Below are 14,956 nucleotides of genomic sequence, written 5' to 3' on the forward strand. Positions count from 1 at the left end.
AGGTTTGAATTAAAGGCCTCCTTCGAGGCTCGCTAACGCGAGCGCCTCAGGATGAGGTGTTTTGCAAATTCAAACTTACCTCATGCTGAGGTGCCGACCATTGGTCGGCCTCGAAGCACGACGGACCGAGAAAGCGGGAACTAGCTCTCGCTCGGAAAGTCCACCCATTCGCGGTGGCGCGTATTTTCCGGAGACACCAGCGACAGGACGAGCGGCACCAGCGCTTCGGGCGGGGGCAGAGCATCGCGGTCTTCACTGGGGAAGGCCTTCTTGCGCATGGCCGTCCGCATCGGGCCCGGATTGACCAGGTTGATCCGCAGATCGGACGTGTTGTGCTCGTCCGCCCAGGACATGACCAGCGCATCCAGTGCCGCCTTGCTGGCGGCATAGGGCGCCCAATAGGCGCGGCAGGATTTCGAGGCGCCGGATGTCAGGAATACGGCCCGGCCAGCCTCGGATTTGAGCAATAGCGGCTCGAAAGCCCGGATCAGACGGGCCGGGGCGATCGCATTCACGCCCATGACTTCATTCCAGGTTTTCGCCGTCACCTGATAGGCCGGCGTGAGTTCGCCGAGCTGACCGGCGGCCGCGACCAGAATGTCCAGCCGCCCCCAACGCTCGTTGATAACTTCCGACAGCTTTTCAATGCCTTCCGGATCCATCTGATCCAGCGGCACCAGCGTGCATTTGCCGCCCGCAGCCTTGATCTCGTCGTCCAGTTCTTCCAGCCCGCCCTGCGTGCGCGCTGTGGCGATCACATGCGCGCCGTCTTTGGCCAGACCAACCGCGATAGCGCGGCCAATACCGCGGGATGCGCCGGTGACCAGCGCAATCTTGTCATTCAACATCGGATTACTCATGCATCGACCAGCAGGGAAAGCTGCCGGTCCTTGTCGGAGGCCGCGCGCTCATGGTCGAGCAGGCGGGTCGGATACTGGCCGGTGAAGTAGTGATCGGCCATTTGCGGGGTTTTGTCGTTGCGCGCCTCGCCGAGCACAGCCTGATAGAGGCCGTTGATCGATAGGAAGCCGAGACTGTCGGCTTTCAGCGCGCGCGCCATTTCCTCGCAATTGAGAGCGGAGGCCATCAACTCGTCCGTGCGCGGCATATCAATGCCGTAGAAATCCGGGCTGACAATAGGCGGGCAGGCGGAGCGGAAATGCACTTCTGTCGCGCCGGCATCGCGCATCATGTCGACAATCTTCCGCGAGGTCGTGCCGCGCACGATGGAATCGTCCACCAGAAGCACGCGTTTTCCCGCGATGACGGACCGGTTGGCCGAGTGTTTGCGGCGGACGCCGAGATCACGCTTCGCCTGGGTCGGCTGAATGAAGGTCCGGCCGACATAGTGACCCCGGATAATGCCCATCTCGTACGGTACGCCGGCCGCTTGCGCATAGCCCAGAGCCGCGGGAACGCCGCTATCGGGCACCGGAATGACGACGTCCACATCCGCCGGGGCATCCCGGAAGAGCTGACGCCCCATTTCCTTGCGGGCTTCATAGACGCTGATCCCGGAAATGATCGAATCCGGGCGGGCAAAATAGATGTATTCGAACGCGCACGGCCGGGAGGGCTGAACCGGCGCAAAGCGTTCCGACTTGATCCCGTCCTCGCTGACGACAATGGCTTCGCCCGGTTCGATGTCGCGGATATATTTCGCTCCGATCACATCGAGTGCGCAGGTTTCAGATGCGAGGATGACCGCGCCGTCCAGATCGCCCAGCACCAGAGGCCGGATCCCGAACGGGTCGCGCGCCGCGACCAGCTTGCCATTGACCAGAGCGACAAGGGCAAAAGCCCCTTCGATCTGCTTCAGAGCCGACAGGAAGCGCTTGGACGCGCTGGTGCGTTCCGAACGCGCGGCGATCTGCAGAATGACTTCCGTGTCGCTGGTAGACTGGAAAATGGCCCCGCTGGCGACCAGATCATTCCGCAGCGTGCGCGAATTGGTGAGATTGCCGTTATGCGCCACGGCTATGCCGCCGCCACGGACATCGGCATAGAGCGGCTGAATATTGCGTGTGATCGTCGCGCCCTGCGTGGAATAGCGCACATGGCCGATGCCCACGGACCCCGGCAGGCGGTGATGGGTTTCGCCATCGGCAAAATGTTCGCCGACCAGTCCCATATGCCGTTCCGCATAAACCCGCGATCCGTCATGGGTGACGATGCCGCAGCTTTCCTGCCCGCGGTGTTGCAGGGCATGAAGACCCAGCGCGATCAGCAGTGCTGAATCAGCTGCGCCATACACGGCGAAAACGCCGCATTCTTCCCGCATATGGTCCGAAGCCGGATCATAGGCGAGGGGGGGAGCCGGAAATATCATCCGTCATCATCCTCACTGGCATTGCCAATTAATTCATCAAGCCGATTGCGGTCGCGGTCTTCATACGATCCTTCGTCCGGACTGTCCGGAATTTCTGCTGGTGATATGGGATCACTCCGGCCGATTTGCGAATCCCCCGGCGCAAGCGATTGCAGCAATCGGGCGGATGTATTCACCAGCGGATAGAGCCGCGCATCTGTCAGCTGACCCGGCGGCTGACCCTGATTGGCCAGACTCGCAATGATCAGGAAGAAGCCGAGCGCCAGCAATGCCCGCGCAATGCCGAAGAAAAACCCCAGCATGCGATCGAGAAATCCGACGTCGTCGCCGCGTTTGACATTGGCGCGCATCGGCGCGGTCAGGAAGCTGACGGCCATGAAAACCAGCGCAAACACCACCGCGAGCGTGATCAGATTGGCCATCCATCCCGACGGTACGAAATCATCGGCCAGTGTTACAAAGAGCGGTCGGCTCCACAGTGCCGCAATGGCGGCGACAATGGCAGCCGTCATCGACAGGGCTTCGCTGACGAAACCACGCACCAGCGCGTGATAGGCCGACGCTCCGATGAAGAGGAGGATGGCGCCATCGATCGGGGTCAGGCCGCCCATTCGTTATTCCTCCAGCTGCCAGGCGCTGATCGTGGCCACAAGATCAGCGACGCCGCCCAGTCCACGCACGGAAACGGGTGCATGTCCCTCGCTGGCGGCCAGCGGGGCGAGCGCCTGTAAAAAACCGAGTTTCGCTGCTTCTTTCAAACGCGCCTCACTCCGGCCTACGGCCCGAATATCACCCGAAAGGCTCATCTCGCCAAATACCACGGCATCCACGGGCAAGGGCGCGTTGAGCGCAGAGGAGATAATCGCCGCCGCTACGGCCACATCCGCCGCCGGTTCGCCGATCTTCAAGCCCCCTGCAACATTCAGATAAACGTCACGCCCGCCAAATGAAAGCCCGCATCGCGCTTCGAGGACGGCAAGCACCATGGAAAGGCGTCCGGAATCCCACCCCACAACGGTTCGGCGCGGTGTGCCCAGCGGCGAAGCCGCCACCAGCGCCTGGATTTCGGTCAGGACGGGGCGTGTGCCTTCCATACCGGCAAAGACCGCCGCCCCCGGTGTCTGGTTGCCGCGGTCATTGAGAAAAAGGGCGGAGGGGTTTTCAACTTCCTGCAGTCCGGCTTCGCCCATCTCGAAGACGCCGATCTCGTCAGTCGGACCAAAGCGGTTCTTGACCGCCCGCAGTATCCGGAACTGGTGTCCGCGCTCGCCTTCAAAATACAGGACGGCATCCACCATGTGTTCGACGACGCGTGGCCCGGCAATTTGCCCGTCCTTGGTCACATGCCCGACCAGCACGACCGCACTGCCCGATTTCTTGGCAAAGCGCACCAGCTCCTGAGCACAGGCGCGGACCTGCGCCACCGTGCCGGGCGCGGCAGCCAGCTGATCGGTCCACAGGGTCTGGATGGAATCGATAATAGCGATCTGCGGCTTTTCGGCTTTCAGCCCGTCGAGAATGTTTTCCAGATTGGTTTCCGCGGCCAGCGCCACCGGCGCATCCGCCAGACCCAGACGCCGCGCCCGCCGCCGGACCTGATCCACGGCCTCTTCGCCGGAGATATAGATGGTGCTGACATTATTGTTGGCGAGATTGGCGACGGCCTGCAGGAGGAGCGTGGACTTGCCAATGCCGGGATCGCCACCCACCAGCAGGGCCGAGCCGGGCACAATGCCGCCGCCGCAAACGCGATCGAACTCGGCAATGCGGCTTTCATGACGCGGCAACTCGCCGCCATCTCCATCCAGCGTGACCAGCTCCAGACGCCCGCGGCGTCCGGCCTTTTTTGTCTTGGCCGCTGTGCCGACAGGCGCCGAAGCGACCTCCTCGATCAGCGTATTCCAGGACCCGCAATCATCGCAGCGGCCGGCCCATTTCGCATGAACAGAGCCACAAGACTGACAGACATACTGATTGTCGGCACGCGCCATAACGAATCATCTCTCCCGAACGGGTGTCAGTGTCCGTTCCACCTTTCGCATCCGCAAGGCGCTAGTGCGCCGCCCCGTCATAGCGGTCATCGCGAATGCGGTCGGAGAATTTCGTCCGTGCACCATCAAAGGCCAGTTCGACTGTGCCAATCGGGCCGTGACGCTGCTTGCCGATAATGACTTCGGCATTGCGTTCAATCTGGCGGAATTCCTCTTCCCAGGCGAGATATTCCGGCGTGCCTTCGGTCGGCTTCTCGCGTTCCTTGTAATAGGCCTCGCGGTAAACGAACATCACCACGTCCGCATCCTGCTCGATCGAGCCGGATTCGCGGAGGTCAGACAATTGCGGCTTCTTGTCCTCGCGTTGCTCCACCTGGCGCGAGAGCTGGGACAGGGCGATCACCGGAACGGATAATTCCTTGGCCAGCGCCTTCAGCGCCTGCGTTACTTCCGAGACTTCCTGAACCCGGCCCTGACTGGCCTTGTTGGCGGACGCTGTCACCAGTTGCAGATAGTCGACCACGATGACGTCCAGCCCGTGCAGGCGTTTCAGGCGACGGGCCCGGGCGCACAGCGCACCAATGGACAGGCCACCGGTATCGTCGATGTAGAAGGGTAGGCTCTGGATATCGAGCACCGCATCGCGAATTTCTTCATACTGGGCCGGGTCGATATCGCCGCGGCGGATCTGATAACCGGGAATGCCGGTATAATCCGCGATCAGACGCGTCGCCAGCTGTTCCGCGCTCATCTCCAGAGAGAAGAAGCCGACCACGCCGCCGCTTTCCGTTTTCTTCGCGCCATCGGGCATCGTCTGATACTGGTAGGCGCGCGCGATCGAGAAGGCGATATTGGTCGCCAGCGCCGTCTTCCCCATGGAGGGGCGGCCGGCGAGAATGATCAGATCGGACGAGTGCAGACCGCCAAGTTTGGCATCCATCGCCTTGAGGCCGGAGGATATGCCCGACAGCCCGCCTTCGCGCTCATAAGCCGCTGCGGCCATGTTCACGGATTCCGTCAGCGCGTCCTTGAAGCTGATGAAGCCGCGCTGATTACCGCCGGTTTCCGCCAGCTCGAACAGCTTGCGTTCGGCGCTCTCGATCAGATGCCGCGCATGGGTGTCCGGCGTCGCGTCGGTGGCCTCGTGCGAGAGCTCCGCACTGACCCGGATCAGCGCGCGCCGCAGCGCCAGATCATAGATGAGCTGGGCATATTCAATGGCCGCAACCGCGTCCGAGGCACTCTCCAGCAAGAGCGCCAGATAGGAGGCGCCGCCGATCTCCTTCAGACCGCCATCGCGCTCGAAATCCGATTTAAGAACGATGGCATCTGCCAGTGCGCCGCGCTGGATACGATCTGAAATCGCCTGAAAGATACGGCCATGAACCGGGTCATAGAAATGCTCGGCACGAAGCCAGTCACTGACCCGGTGCAGCACTTCATTGTCATACATGAGCGCACCCAGAAACGCCTGCTCGGCCTCGATATTGTGAGGGGCCGCGTCGGTTCCGGTGTCGTCCGGATGGGGGAGGTCATGTATCGCCATGAGTGATGTCTTAACGATGTCTTAAGGCGCGACAAGCGCGCGTTTGGAGTTGACATTGGGGTTTTTCAGATCGCCAACAGGAAACTGCACGACTGTGGATAACTCGAGTCGTGAGTATCTGTCAGGCGCAAGAAAAAAGGCGGGCCAAGCGACCCGCCTTTGATCCGTGCAAGGATAGAGAAAAGGCTTACGCCTTGTCGTCTTCCCCGGCTGCTTCTGCCTCGGCTTCCGCCTCGATTTCAGCATTTTCTTCAGCCGCGATCAGATCTTCCGGCTCGGCACCGGCTTCAAACAGTTCGGCCGCCTGGGCTTCGGCAATGGCGCGATCTTCGTCAGCCTGCGCTGCGATCACGTCTTCACCCAAGGCCTGACGCTCGGCTTCGTCTTTGGTCCGTGCGATATTGATCGTCACGGTGATCGTCACTTCCGGGTGCAGCTTGATTTCGATGTCATGCAGACCCAGCGTTTTGATCGGGACGTTCAGAACGACCATGGAGCGGCCAACCTTGACGGCATCCGTGGACACAATGTCGGCAATGTCACGGCTCGTGACCGAGCCATAAAGCTGGCCGGTTTCGCCTGCCTGACGGATCATGATGAAGGATTCTCCATCAATGCCCTCAGCCGACTTGGCCGCTTCATCGCGACGTTCTGCGTTGCGCTTTTCAAGGATTTCGCGTTGCGCTTCGAAACGCTTGCGATTGGCTTCGTTGGCACGAAGCGCCTTTTCCTGCGGCAGAAGATAGTTGCGGGCGAAGCCGGCTTTCACCGTCACTTCGTCGCCAATACCGCCCAGTGTTCCGACGCGTTCAAGAAGAATAACTTGCATCGTCTCTCTCCTTAATCGACCGCGTAGGGCAGGATTGCCATCTGGCGGGAGCGCTTGATGGCGCGGGCCAGTTCACGTTGCTTCTTGGCCGAAACAGCGGTGATGCGGGCCGGGACGATCTTGCCCTTTTCCGACATGTAGCGCTGCAGCAGCTTGGGATCCTTGTAGTCGATCGCCGGCGCATGTTCGCCAGAGAACGGACAGACTTTCCGGCGGCGCTGGAATGGGCGGCGGGCCGGAATATTGGAAATATTCAGATCAGACATGTGTGTCTCCCTTCGCCTAGCGACGCTGTTCCCGGCGGCGCCGGTCGTCTTTTTTGGACAGGATGGCAGATTGCTCTTCCGTGTGCGCATCGACCTTCACCGTCATGTGACGGATCACGTCGTCCGACAGGCGCTGACGGCGGTCGAGCTCGTTGAGCACGTCGCCATTGGCGTCGATGTCGATCAGGCCGTAATGGCCCTTGCGGTGCTTGTTCACGCGGTAGGCGAGGTTGCGAAGACCCCAGTATTCGGTCTTGCCGACTTTGCCGCCTTTTTCCTCGATGAGGGTTTTGAGCTCTTCGGTCAGAGACTCAACCTGCGCCGGAGAAATGTCCGGACGCGCAATGAATACATGCTCATACAGAGCCATGTCGGTACTCCCTTCTCTCATGAATGCGGCGCGGATCAACCGAAGGGTCGGGATGATCTGCGGTGGCTCCTTTTCCCATGCGCCCGATGCGCACGTTACAGACGGGAGAAAGGACCGCATTCGTTCGAAGCCGGGCGTATAGGGGAAAGCCTGTGGCAAGGCAAGTGGGGAAGGGCTATTCGCGCAGCCGGTCGGGCAATTGGCTGAAATGCAGGATCGCCCGGATCAGTACACGATCAGCTTCGATGGAATAATATACGACATGATGGGCGATGATGAGTTTGCGGACGATATCATCGCCGATCATTATTTCCGGCGCTCCTTCGGGCCATTCCATAGCCTGTTCGATGCGTTGAAGCAGCTCACCTACATATTTATCGGCCTGCTGGGCACCCCAGTTAAGGATCGTATAGCGGCCGATGTCTTTGATATTGGCCCGGGCGCGCTCCGAATACTCAACTTTCGGCATCTAACTTGGCCTGTTCGAGCATTTCCCTGACCTCGGCGTGAACCTGTTCCATGGGAATTGTCCACCCGGCGTCGATATCACGCTGGCTTTCCGCCAGCATGTCCCGCAAGGCCCGTTCCTTTTGCGCTTGAACGATCTCGTAATCGGCTTCGGACACGACATAGGAGGAGCCCCGCCCGTGCTTTTCGATCCGCACCGGCCCGCGCTGGGCATCATCCAGCAATTGCCCGAACTTGTTCTTGGCTTCCGTCGCGGTGTAGGTCTTCATGGGCTTTGTCCAGAATAGCTAATTTAGCTAAAATAGCTTAAAATCGAAACACGATCAACGCCGTCATGAATCTTGTGAAGCATCCGCCTCCTCGCACCACCGTCCGTCCCAATGCCAGATGCCGCCGCGCTCCACGCAGCGCTCGGGCGGGTTCTGCCACCAGGCGATGGCCATCAGCACCGCCGAGCCGATCACGAAGAAGATCGCGGCGTAGAGGAAACGGCGGGCGAGGGGAGACCGGGTGCGCATGCCCGAATGCTGACGCATTTCCTGCTGCACACAAGCCTTGCCGTGCGGGCCGGGATCGGGCGATAGGCGCGGCCGCGGGCTGCAACCTTCACATGCTGGGCGGCAGCGGGGGCAATCTGTTAGTCTTTTGGTGCCGGGGGAGGGGCGCCAGCCGGTTTTTGATCCTGTGAAGGGATGACACTGATGCCCTGTACCATTCGATACCTGCCTGAACACAATGTCTTCGAAATGCGCACCCACGGCAAAATGACCGTGGACGAGATTGCCGCCTATATTCCCGACTGCATGGCGCGGCCGGAATGGAATGAAGATAGCCAGATCCTCGGCATTGCCAGTGCGGACGCCGATTTCAGCGATTTCACAATTCAGGGCTATAGTGATGTCCTCATACCGGCGATGGTGCAGGCGCGGGCGGGCAAGTACAAGGGATTGAAAGAAGCCATTCTGGTCGAAAAAGACCTCGATCTGGCCATTATCAAACTGTTCGAAATGATGGCCACCAGCGGGCCGGATCTGAAATGCTGCGTCTTCCGGGACCGCGATGAGGCCATCGCCTGGCTGACCTCCGGCGATTGATTAAACCGGCTGCGCTGTTTATCGAGTCCCTGCATGAAGTTGAGGGAGCACGCCATGACATTGGCATTCGTATTTCCGGGACAGGGCTCGCAGGCCGTGGGCATGGGCACGGAGCTGGCCGGAGCCTTTCCGGCAGCGCAGGACGTGCTTGACGAAGTCGACGAGGCGCTGGGCCAGAAACTCTCTCACCTGATGGCGGATGGTCCGATTGAAGACCTCACCCTGACAGAGAATGCCCAGCCGGCCATCATGGCCGCGTCTCTGGCTGTGATGCGGGTTCTGGAAACCCAGTTCAAGATAGATGTGTCCGCCGCAAAATTTGTCGCCGGGCACAGCCTCGGTGAATATTCCGCACTGGCGGCGGCCGGCTCGCTGTCCATCACCGATGCGGCCAGGCTGCTGAAGCTGCGCGGCAAGTCCATGCAGGCCGCCGTTCCGGTGGGCGAGGGGGCAATGGCCGCCCTGATCGGTGCCGAAATGGACACCGCCGAAGCGGCCGCAGCAGCGGGCGCTGAACATGGCGTCTGCCAGGTCGCCAATGATAATGCGCCGGGCCAGATCGTTATTTCCGGTGCCAAAGCCGCCGTCGATGCCGCCATTGCCTATGCCCAGTCGCAAGGCGTCAAACGCGCCATGACCCTGCCGGTTTCCGCACCCTTTCACTGCACGCTGATGCAGCCGGCCGCCGATGCCATGGCTGCAGCATTGGCCGCAGCAAAAATCAATGCGCCGCGCGTTCCGGTCGTCGTCAATGTGCGCGCCGCGCCGGAGAGCGACCCGGACACGATCCGCCAGCTTCTGGTCGAACAGGTGACGGGCCGCGTCCGTTGGCGCGAGAGTGTGCAATGGATGGCGGGCGAGGGCGGTATTACGGAATTTGCGGAAGCGGGCGGGAAAGTCCTGTCCGGCATGCTGCGCCGCACCGCACCGGATGCGAGTGGAACGCCGCTCATCACCCCTGAAAATCTGGAAGCCTTCGCCGCTTCCCTCAAAGGAGCCAACTGATGTTCTCACTGGATGGAAAAACCGCGCTGGTGACCGGCGCAACGGGCGGCATTGGCGGGGCGATTGCCAGGGCCCTGCATGCGCAAGGTGCAACGGTTACGATTTCCGGCACGCGTCAGGAAAAGCTCGACGAATTGAAAGCCGAGCTGGGTGAGCGGGTTCACGCTATTGCCTGTAATCTCGGCGATGGAGCGGCGGTCGATGCGCTGCCCAAACAGGCCGCAGAGGCCATGGGTGGTCTCGATATCCTTGTCGCCAATGCCGGCATCACCAAGGACGGCCTGTTGATGCGCATGAAGGACGAGGACTGGGAGCAGGTCCTGAAGATCAATCTGGAAAGCTATTTCCGCCTCTCGCGCGCGGCCATGCGCGGCATGATGAAGGCGCGCTTTGGCCGCATCATCGGGATCACCTCCGTGGTCGGCGTGATGGGCAATCCGGGACAGGCAAATTATTGCGCCTCCAAGGCGGGCATGATCGGCTTTTCCAAATCTCTGGCCCAGGAAGTCGCGGCGCGCGGCGTCACCGTAAACTGTGTGGCCCCCGGCTTTATTGCCTCTCCAATGACCGATGCACTGAACGAGCAGCAACGCGAGGCCATCCTCTCGAAAATCCCGGCCAATGATCTCGGCTCGGGCGAGGATATTGCTGCAGCAGTGGCGTATCTCGCGAGTGATGAGGCGCATTACGTCACGGGCCAGACCTTGCACGTCAATGGCGGCATGGCCATGATCTGATAACGTCCGGGCAGAGCAAGGCGCAGAGCGTCTGGTCAAGCTCGATTTTGCGTGCTAACTGCCCGGCACCATTTATTTCGGGGGAGAGGCGTCTGTACTCGGCGCTTCACGGCTCGCCCGGCCCCGCTTAAGGTTTCACGAAGGATTGCAGAAGGGAATCGCTTATGTCCGACGTTCTTGCCCGCGTTAAAAAAATTGTTGTCGAGCACCTCGACGTTGAAGAAGACAAGGTCACGGAAGCCGCGTCTTTCATCGACGATCTCGGCGCTGACTCTCTCGACAATGTCGAGCTGGTCATGGCGTTCGAGGAAGAGTTCGACATTGAAATCCCGGATGATGCTGCAGAGCATATCTCGACGGTTGGTGCTGCTGTGAAATTCATCAGCGAGAAAACCGGCTAGTCTCGGATATCATGCGCCGCGTTGTTGTTACCGGACTGGGAATCGTTTCGCCGCTGGGATGCGGAGTCGAGCCTGTCTGGAAGCGGCTTTTATCCGGACAATCGGGCGTAAAGCCCATTGAACATTTTGATGCCAGCGATCTCGCAAGCCGGATCGCTGGCATTGTTCCACGCAAGGATGGCCGGGGCGGCGGTGCGGATGATCCGCATGCCTTTGATCCCGATGCCACCATGGCGCCGCGTGAACAAAAGCGCATCGACGAATTCATTCTCTACGGCATTGCTGCGGCCGATCAGGCCATCGCACATTCCGGCTGGAAAGCCGAAACCGATGAACAGGCTGAACGCGCCGGCGTGATGATCGGGTCCGGCACGGGCGGGCTGAGCACCATCTATGAAACATCGGTCCTCCTGAATGAGCGCGGACCGCGCAAGATTTCGCCTTTCGTGATTCCCGGCATCATCATCAATCTGATTTCCGGCCAGGTCTCGATCCGGCACGGGCTGAAAGGCCCGAACCACTCTGTCGTCACGGCCTGTTCCACCGGCGCGCATGCCATTGGCGATGCCGCGCGGATGATCAAATACGGCGATGCTGACATGATGGTCGCGGGCGGCGCGGAAGCCGCCATCTGCCGCCTCGGCGTGGCCAGCTTCGTGGCGGCCCGCGCCATGTCAACCGGCTTCAATGACACGCCGGAGAAGGCCTCGCGCCCTTATGACAAAGATCGCGACGGCTTTGTCATGGGCGAGGGTGCGGGCGTGCTCGTGCTGGAAGAATATGAAAGCGCAAAAGCGCGCGGCGCGACCATCTATGCAGAGGTCGCGGGTTATGGCCTGTCCGGCGATGCCTTCCACATCACCGCCCCGGCGGAAGACGGCAATGGCGGCTATCGCTCCATGCGCGCCGCGCTCAAGGATGCCGGGATGGAGCCGTCAGATATCGATTACGTCAACGCCCATGGCACCTCGACCCCCAAGGGTGACGAGATCGAACTCAAGGCGGTGGAGCGTCTGTTTGGCGATGCGGCGGGCGATATCGTCATGTCCTCGACGAAGTCCTCCATCGGCCACCTTCTGGGCGCAGCGGGGGCGGTCGAGGCGATCTTCTCCATTCTCGCCATTCGAGATGGCATGTGTCCGCCGACGCTCAATCTTGACAATCCCTCCGTCGAGACCCCGATCAATCTCGCGCCGCATACGGCGGTGAAGAAGCCCGTGAAAGCGGCCCTGTCCAATTCCTTCGGATTCGGCGGCACGAATGCGTCTGTCATCTTCCGCGCTGTCGATTGATCCGCGGCGATGAGCGAGCAAAAGCCGAAAAAGAAATCCTCCGGCCTGTTGGGCAAAATCCTGCTCTGGCTGCTGGTCCTGATTGTTGTGGGCGCAATCGCCGTCGCCGCGAGCGCCTGGTTCAGCTGGCAATGGCTTCAAAACGAGGTGGCCGATAGCGGCCCCGCAGAGACCGAAACCGTGCTGACCCTGCCACGCGGAGCAGGCCTGATCGCCATCGCCAACCAGCTGGAACGCGAAGGTGTCATCGAGGATGCGCAAATCTTCCGGCTCTGGGTCACGATCGACGGTGGCGACCGTGATCTGCAGGCCGGGGAATACGCCATCCCGGCCCGATCGAGCATGCTCGACATCTATGATCAGCTCCGCGAGGGCGAGACGCTGTCCTATCCGGTGACCGTGCCGGAGGGCCGCACTAGTGCGATGATCGTCCGGATACTCGAAGACTCCGATGTGCTCACCGGCGCAATTGCGGAGACACCGCCCGAAGGCACGCTCCTGCCGGAGACCTATTTCGTGCAACGCGGCACATCCCGTCAGGATGTCCTGGATCGCATGCGCGCCGACCAGCAAGCCCTGCTGGATCAGCTCTGGGCCGGGCGCGCAGAGGATCTGCCGTTCGAGACGATTGAAGAGGCCATTATCCTCGCTTCCGTGGTGGAGAAAGAAACCGGCATCGCCTCGGAGCGTCCGCTCGTGGCCTCTGTCTTCGTCAATCGCCTGCGCCGGGGCATGCGGCTGGAAAGCGACCCGACCATTATTTACGGCATCACCGGCGGCGAACCGCTGGGCCGCGGGATACGTCGATCCGAACTGGATAATGCGAACAATCCCTACAACACCTATTTCGTCGATGGCCTGCCGCCGACGCCGATTGCCAATCCGGGGCGTGATGCCATTGCCGCCGTCCTCAACCCGCCCGAATCCGATTATCTCTTCTTCGTGGCGGACGGAACAGGCGGGCACGCCTTTGCCGCCACCTATCGCGAACACCAGCGGAATGTGGCGAACTGGCGCCGCATCGAAAGGGAGCGTCGCTGATGGCCCGGCTTTCCGGAATGACAGGCTTTGCCCGTGCCAGCGGGCAGTTGGCGCAATGGACCTTCATTTGGGAATTGAAGAGCGTGAATGGCAAGGGGCTGGAGGTGCGCTTTCGCACACCGCCCGGCTATGACGCGCTGGAGCAGGCAGCGCGCGAGCGCGCCAAGGCGACCTTCTCGCGCGGAAACATCCAGGCCAGCCTGACCCTGTCACGCGATCAGTCCGACGGCGCGATTGCCATCGACACGGCGCGTCTGGAAGGACTGATTGCGGCAAGCCGTGACTATGTTGCCCGCGGCGATGTCAGCCCACCGAGCTTTGACGGCCTGCTGGCGATCAAGGGTGTGCTCAGATCCGAGGAGGAGGCCAGCGAGGACGATGCCGAGGCCCTGCACGGTGCCATTCTCGTTTCTTTCGACGAAGCCCTCGCAGCGCTGAACGCGGCGCGCCGGGAGGAGGGGGCTGCCCTGTCTGGAATCCTGATCACCGTGCTGGACGAAATTGTGGCGTTTCGCGAACAGGCCGCCAGTCTGGCGGTGACCCGGCCCGACATGATCCGCGACCGGTTCCGCGCCAAGCTGCAGGACTTTCTCGACAGCGATATTCCCGAGGAACGTCTGGCCCAGGAAGCGGCCATGCTGGCGGTCAAGGCCGATATTCGCGAGGAACTGGATCGCCTCACGGCCCATATCGACAGCGCCCGTGATCTGTTGGCGCAAGGTTCCCCTGTGGGGCGCAAGCTGGATTTCCTGTCTCAGGAGTTCAATCGCGAGGTCAACACGCTATGCTCCAAGTCCGGCGATTCGGAGCTGACCCGTATCGGGTTGGCGCTGAAGGCGGCCGTGGATCAGTTCCGGGAGCAGATACAGAATGTCGAATAGCCGACCGTCCGCGCCGCGATTTCGTGGCGGCCGCCGTGGCATGATGCTGGTTCTGTCCAGCCCGTCCGGTGCCGGTAAGACGACCCTCTCCAAACGCCTGATCATGCATAATCCCGACGTTGTCCTGTCCGTTTCGGCCACAACGCGCCCGGCGCGGCCCGGCGAGGTCGACGGTGAGGATTATTTCTTCACCGATCATGCCGCCTTCGAAAAGCAGATCGCCGAGGACGGTTTCTTCGAGCACGCCAGGGTTTTTGACCATTATTACGGCACGCCGAAAGACGCGGTCGAGGAGGCCCTGTCAGTGGGCCGCGACGTGGTCTTCGACATTGACTGGCAAGGCGCCCAGCAGCTGGCCAAAAAGGCGCCGCGCGATGTTGTCCGGGTCTTCATCCTGCCGCCGTCGCTGAAGCTTCTGGAAGACCGTCTGCGCAAGCGGGCGCAGGACTCCGAAGAGACCATCAATGGCCGCATGGAACGCGCTGAAGCGGAAATCTCCCATTGGGAAGAATATGACTATGTCATCGTCAATGAGGACTTTTCCGGCGCTCTCGAAGAACTCGAAATGATCCTGCGCGCCGAACGCCTGCGCCGGACGCGCCGCCCGTGGCTGCGCGGTTTCGTCAAGGAATTGATGAAAGAGCGGGGCTAAACCTTGCGTGCTTCGAGGCTGACCTGCGGTCAGCACCTCAGCATGAGGTGGGCA

Annotated in this window: 19 protein-coding genes; 8 read left to right on the forward strand and 11 right to left on the reverse strand. The window is 61.1% G+C overall.

The window, feature by feature from the left end; all coding sequences use genetic code 11:
- Positions 1–140: 140 nt before the first annotated feature.
- The 11 genes from HXX25_RS03725 to HXX25_RS03775 form a co-directional block, all read right to left on the reverse strand.
- Positions 141–860, reverse strand: coding sequence for an SDR family NAD(P)-dependent oxidoreductase (locus HXX25_RS03725; RefSeq protein ID WP_187167172.1), 720 nt, complete (start codon positions 858–860; stop codon positions 141–143).
- Positions 857–2,329 carry an amidophosphoribosyltransferase gene (gene purF / locus HXX25_RS03730; RefSeq protein ID WP_187167173.1) on the reverse strand — a complete coding sequence of 491 codons (1,473 nt, stop codon included), beginning with the start codon at positions 2,327–2,329 and terminating at the stop codon, positions 857–859. The genes HXX25_RS03725 and purF overlap by 4 nt, the downstream gene beginning before the upstream one ends.
- On the reverse strand, positions 2,326–2,940 hold the full coding sequence (locus HXX25_RS03735; protein ID WP_187167174.1) for a CvpA family protein: 615 nt from the start codon (positions 2,938–2,940) through the stop codon (positions 2,326–2,328). The genes purF and HXX25_RS03735 overlap by 4 nt, the downstream gene beginning before the upstream one ends.
- A 3-nt stretch (positions 2,941–2,943) precedes the next feature.
- Positions 2,944–4,320, reverse strand: a complete 1,377-nt coding sequence (radA, locus tag HXX25_RS03740; protein ID WP_187167175.1) for a DNA repair protein RadA — start codon at positions 4,318–4,320, stop codon at positions 2,944–2,946.
- Positions 4,321–4,381: 61 nt separating this feature from the next.
- The gene (locus HXX25_RS03745; protein ID WP_187167176.1) at positions 4,382–5,866 is read right to left on the reverse strand and encodes a replicative DNA helicase; all 1,485 of its coding nucleotides are present in this window, start codon (positions 5,864–5,866) and stop codon (positions 4,382–4,384) included.
- Between the two features lie 187 nt (positions 5,867–6,053).
- On the reverse strand, positions 6,054–6,695 hold the full coding sequence (gene rplI, locus HXX25_RS03750) for a 50S ribosomal protein L9 (RefSeq protein WP_187167177.1): 642 nt from the start codon (positions 6,693–6,695) through the stop codon (positions 6,054–6,056).
- 11 nt (positions 6,696–6,706) lie between these two features.
- Positions 6,707–6,961, reverse strand: a complete 255-nt coding sequence (gene rpsR, locus HXX25_RS03755) for a 30S ribosomal protein S18 (RefSeq protein WP_109260157.1) — start codon at positions 6,959–6,961, stop codon at positions 6,707–6,709.
- 16 nt (positions 6,962–6,977) lie between these two features.
- On the reverse strand, positions 6,978–7,331 hold the full coding sequence (gene rpsF, locus HXX25_RS03760) for a 30S ribosomal protein S6 (protein ID WP_187167178.1): 354 nt from the start codon (positions 7,329–7,331) through the stop codon (positions 6,978–6,980).
- A gap of 175 nt (positions 7,332–7,506) precedes the next feature.
- Positions 7,507–7,800, reverse strand: coding sequence for a type II toxin-antitoxin system RelE/ParE family toxin (locus tag HXX25_RS03765; RefSeq protein ID WP_187167179.1), 294 nt, complete (start codon positions 7,798–7,800; stop codon positions 7,507–7,509).
- Entirely contained in the window at positions 7,787–8,068 is a 282-nt protein-coding gene (locus HXX25_RS03770) for a type II toxin-antitoxin system Phd/YefM family antitoxin (RefSeq protein WP_187167180.1), read from the reverse strand. Before HXX25_RS03770 ends, HXX25_RS03765 begins: the two co-directional genes overlap by 14 nt.
- Before the next feature lie 63 nt (positions 8,069–8,131).
- Positions 8,132–8,347 carry a hypothetical protein gene (locus HXX25_RS03775; protein WP_187167181.1) on the reverse strand — a complete coding sequence of 72 codons (216 nt, stop codon included), beginning with the start codon at positions 8,345–8,347 and terminating at the stop codon, positions 8,132–8,134.
- Between the two features lie 153 nt (positions 8,348–8,500).
- Here HXX25_RS03775 and HXX25_RS03780 point away from each other — a divergent pair, with 153 nt between their 5' ends.
- The 8 genes from HXX25_RS03780 to gmk all read left to right on the forward strand — a co-directional run bounded on the left by HXX25_RS03780 (position 8,501) and on the right by gmk (position 14,902).
- A complete protein-coding gene (locus tag HXX25_RS03780; RefSeq protein WP_187167182.1) occupies positions 8,501–8,893 on the forward strand; it encodes an STAS/SEC14 domain-containing protein in 393 nt (130 codons plus the stop codon).
- Between the two features lie 54 nt (positions 8,894–8,947).
- On the forward strand, positions 8,948–9,898 hold the full coding sequence (fabD, locus tag HXX25_RS03785; protein WP_187167183.1) for an ACP S-malonyltransferase: 951 nt from the start codon (positions 8,948–8,950) through the stop codon (positions 9,896–9,898).
- Complete coding sequence (fabG, locus tag HXX25_RS03790; RefSeq protein ID WP_187167184.1) at positions 9,898–10,635, forward strand: 3-oxoacyl-[acyl-carrier-protein] reductase; 738 nt, start codon at positions 9,898–9,900, stop codon at positions 10,633–10,635. Before fabD ends, fabG begins: the two co-directional genes overlap by 1 nt.
- Before the next feature lie 164 nt (positions 10,636–10,799).
- Positions 10,800–11,036 carry an acyl carrier protein gene (locus HXX25_RS03795; RefSeq protein WP_187167185.1) on the forward strand — a complete coding sequence of 79 codons (237 nt, stop codon included), beginning with the start codon at positions 10,800–10,802 and terminating at the stop codon, positions 11,034–11,036.
- Between the two features lie 11 nt (positions 11,037–11,047).
- On the forward strand, positions 11,048–12,328 hold the full coding sequence (gene fabF, locus HXX25_RS03800) for a beta-ketoacyl-ACP synthase II (protein ID WP_187167186.1): 1,281 nt from the start codon (positions 11,048–11,050) through the stop codon (positions 12,326–12,328).
- 9 nt (positions 12,329–12,337) lie between these two features.
- Positions 12,338–13,369, forward strand: coding sequence for an endolytic transglycosylase MltG (gene mltG, locus HXX25_RS03805; RefSeq protein WP_187167187.1), 1,032 nt, complete (start codon positions 12,338–12,340; stop codon positions 13,367–13,369).
- Positions 13,369–14,250 carry a YicC/YloC family endoribonuclease gene (locus tag HXX25_RS03810; protein WP_187167188.1) on the forward strand — a complete coding sequence of 294 codons (882 nt, stop codon included), beginning with the start codon at positions 13,369–13,371 and terminating at the stop codon, positions 14,248–14,250. The genes mltG and HXX25_RS03810 overlap by 1 nt, the downstream gene beginning before the upstream one ends.
- Entirely contained in the window at positions 14,240–14,902 is a 663-nt protein-coding gene (gene gmk, locus HXX25_RS03815) for a guanylate kinase (protein ID WP_187167189.1), read from the forward strand. The genes HXX25_RS03810 and gmk overlap by 11 nt, the downstream gene beginning before the upstream one ends.
- Positions 14,903–14,956: the final 54 nt, after the last annotated feature.

It is taken from the genome of Hyphobacterium sp. CCMP332 (assembly GCF_014323565.1).
Taxonomy (GTDB): Bacteria; Pseudomonadota; Alphaproteobacteria; order Caulobacterales; family Maricaulaceae; genus Hyphobacterium.

Excerpts from the sequence above, each read along its gene's own strand:
- HXX25_RS03770 (WP_187167180.1), bottom strand. The coding sequence starts at position 8,068 with ATGAAGACCTACACCGCGACGGAAGCCAAGAACAAGTTCGGGCAATTG.
- fabG (WP_187167184.1), top strand. The coding sequence starts at position 9,898 with ATGTTCTCACTGGATGGAAAAACCGCGCTGGTGACCGGCGCAACGGGC.
- HXX25_RS03745 (WP_187167176.1), bottom strand. The coding sequence starts at position 5,866 with ATGGCGATACATGACCTCCCCCATCCGGACGACACCGGAACCGACGCG.
- fabD (WP_187167183.1), top strand. The coding sequence starts at position 8,948 with ATGACATTGGCATTCGTATTTCCGGGACAGGGCTCGCAGGCCGTGGGC.
- purF (WP_187167173.1), bottom strand. The coding sequence starts at position 2,329 with ATGATATTTCCGGCTCCCCCCCTCGCCTATGATCCGGCTTCGGACCAT.
- HXX25_RS03735 (WP_187167174.1), bottom strand. The coding sequence starts at position 2,940 with ATGGGCGGCCTGACCCCGATCGATGGCGCCATCCTCCTCTTCATCGGA.
- HXX25_RS03765 (WP_187167179.1), bottom strand. The coding sequence starts at position 7,800 with ATGCCGAAAGTTGAGTATTCGGAGCGCGCCCGGGCCAATATCAAAGAC.
- HXX25_RS03725 (WP_187167172.1), bottom strand. The coding sequence starts at position 860 with ATGAGTAATCCGATGTTGAATGACAAGATTGCGCTGGTCACCGGCGCA.
- rplI (WP_187167177.1), bottom strand. The coding sequence starts at position 6,695 with ATGCAAGTTATTCTTCTTGAACGCGTCGGAACACTGGGCGGTATTGGC.
- radA (WP_187167175.1), bottom strand. The coding sequence starts at position 4,320 with ATGGCGCGTGCCGACAATCAGTATGTCTGTCAGTCTTGTGGCTCTGTT.
- HXX25_RS03810 (WP_187167188.1), top strand. The coding sequence starts at position 13,369 with ATGGCCCGGCTTTCCGGAATGACAGGCTTTGCCCGTGCCAGCGGGCAG.
- HXX25_RS03795 (WP_187167185.1), top strand. The coding sequence starts at position 10,800 with ATGTCCGACGTTCTTGCCCGCGTTAAAAAAATTGTTGTCGAGCACCTC.
- rpsF (WP_187167178.1), bottom strand. The coding sequence starts at position 7,331 with ATGGCTCTGTATGAGCATGTATTCATTGCGCGTCCGGACATTTCTCCG.
- fabF (WP_187167186.1), top strand. The coding sequence starts at position 11,048 with ATGCGCCGCGTTGTTGTTACCGGACTGGGAATCGTTTCGCCGCTGGGA.
- gmk (WP_187167189.1), top strand. The coding sequence starts at position 14,240 with ATGTCGAATAGCCGACCGTCCGCGCCGCGATTTCGTGGCGGCCGCCGT.
- mltG (WP_187167187.1), top strand. The coding sequence starts at position 12,338 with ATGAGCGAGCAAAAGCCGAAAAAGAAATCCTCCGGCCTGTTGGGCAAA.
- rpsR (WP_109260157.1), bottom strand. The coding sequence starts at position 6,961 with ATGTCTGATCTGAATATTTCCAATATTCCGGCCCGCCGCCCATTCCAG.
- HXX25_RS03780 (WP_187167182.1), top strand. The coding sequence starts at position 8,501 with ATGCCCTGTACCATTCGATACCTGCCTGAACACAATGTCTTCGAAATG.